The organism is Blastococcus sp. TBT05-19 (assembly GCF_003319095.1).
Lineage (GTDB): Bacteria > Actinomycetota > Actinomycetes > Mycobacteriales > Geodermatophilaceae > Blastococcus.
Map to the genome: position 1 here is coordinate 1 of NZ_QOHI01000011.1, position 1,623 is coordinate 1,623.

1 pseudogene is annotated in these 1,623 nt (G+C 67.4%); it reads left to right on the forward strand.

The annotated features are described in order from the left end of the window. The first annotated feature begins 491 nt into the window (after positions 1–491). Positions 492–1,500, forward strand: a pseudogene (locus DQ244_RS19065) (IS481 family transposase). Positions 1,501–1,623 lie beyond the last annotated feature (123 nt).

Sequence of the window (1,623 nt, forward strand, 5' to 3'; positions counted from 1 at the left end):
GCACGCCGATGACGTGGGCTTTGCGATGCGCGAACAGGTCCACGGCGAGCATGGCGACGATGCCGCCGAGCACGGCCAACCACAACCACAACGGGACATCCATGCGGAGACTCCTGCCTCGGTCGGTACTGCTGACCTGAGGTCTCTCCCGGCACCTCGGCGCGGTCGCCGGGCGCCCGCTACGCCGAGTCCCTCCGGCGGGACCGTACTGACGGCAGAAGCGTCGCTGGGGATACTCCCCTCCTGCACACGAGTGAAGCACACTTCAGCTATCGACGTCGAGGGACCACGGCGAAGGGGGAACACATGCCTGAGGACCGCCGTCGGTCCTGGACGTTCCTGACCAACCACGGCCACGTGCTGCTAGCTGTGATGACCAGGCACGTTGGTCGAGGACCTGCGATCACAGCGTCTGACGTGTAGATGGGCGAAGGCCTCCCGGTGTGGAGTGGAGCTGTTGAGGAACCGCTCCGCCACCAGAGGAGGCCTTCGTGGCCCACGCTACCCATGTCAACGCTGCCCTGACGCCTCGTGCGCGACTCCGTCTTGGTCAGCTGGTGATCGACCACGGCTGGCCCCCCGCCCGCGCAGCCGAGCGTTACGACGTCTCGTGGCGCACCGCGCAGAAGTGGGCCGAGCGCTACCGCGACGAGGGGCCCGCGGGGATGTTCGACCGTTCCTCGGCGCCGCATCGTCAGCCGAACCGGACGCCGGCCCCGGTGGTCCGCAAGATCGTGCACCTGCGGTGGAAGCAGCGGCTGGGACCGGTAGAGATCGGCGACCGGCTCGGCATGGCCTCCTCGACCGTGCATGCGGTCCTGGTTCGCTGCCGGATCAACCGGCTCACCCACATCGACCGCGCGACCGGCGAGGCGATCAGACGCTACGAGCACGAGCGCCCCGGCGACCTGATCCACGTCGACGTGAAGAAGCTCGGCAGGGTCCCCGATGGTGGCGGGTGGCGCTACACCGGCCGGGAACAGGGGTTCAGGAACCGCGAGGACCGTGGCCCGCACCGGTGCACCCAGGAGCAAGTACCGCCAGCCGTTGATCGGCACGTGCTACCTGCACACCGTCATCGACGACCACTCCCGGGTCGCCTACGTCGAGGCGCGCGACGACGAGACCAAGGAGACCTCGGTCGCCGTGCTGCGCAACGCCGTCGCCTGGTTCGCTGAACGAGGTGTCACCGTGCACCGGGTGCTCAGCGACAACGGCGGCGCCTACCGCTCCTTCCTGTGGCGCGACACCTGCGCCGAGCTGGGCATCACGCCGAAGAAGACACGGCCCTACCGCCCACAGACCAACGGCAAGATCGAGCGCTTCCACCGAACACTCACCGAGGGCTGGGCATTCAAGAAGTTCTACAACTCCGAGTCAGCTCGGCTCGCGGCTCTGCCAGCATGGGTCCACCAGTACAACCACCACCGGCCCCACTCAGCGGTCGGGAAGGCGCCACCCATCACCAGGTTGAACAACCTGGCAGGGCATCACAGCTAGGGCGCGTCTCCTAAGTCGTTAGCCACATGGTGATGGCCCGGAGGACGACGGCTCCTCGGTAGACGGTGGCGAGCCTGTCGTAGCGGGTGGCGATGCCACGCCATTGCTTGTGGTCGTTGAACG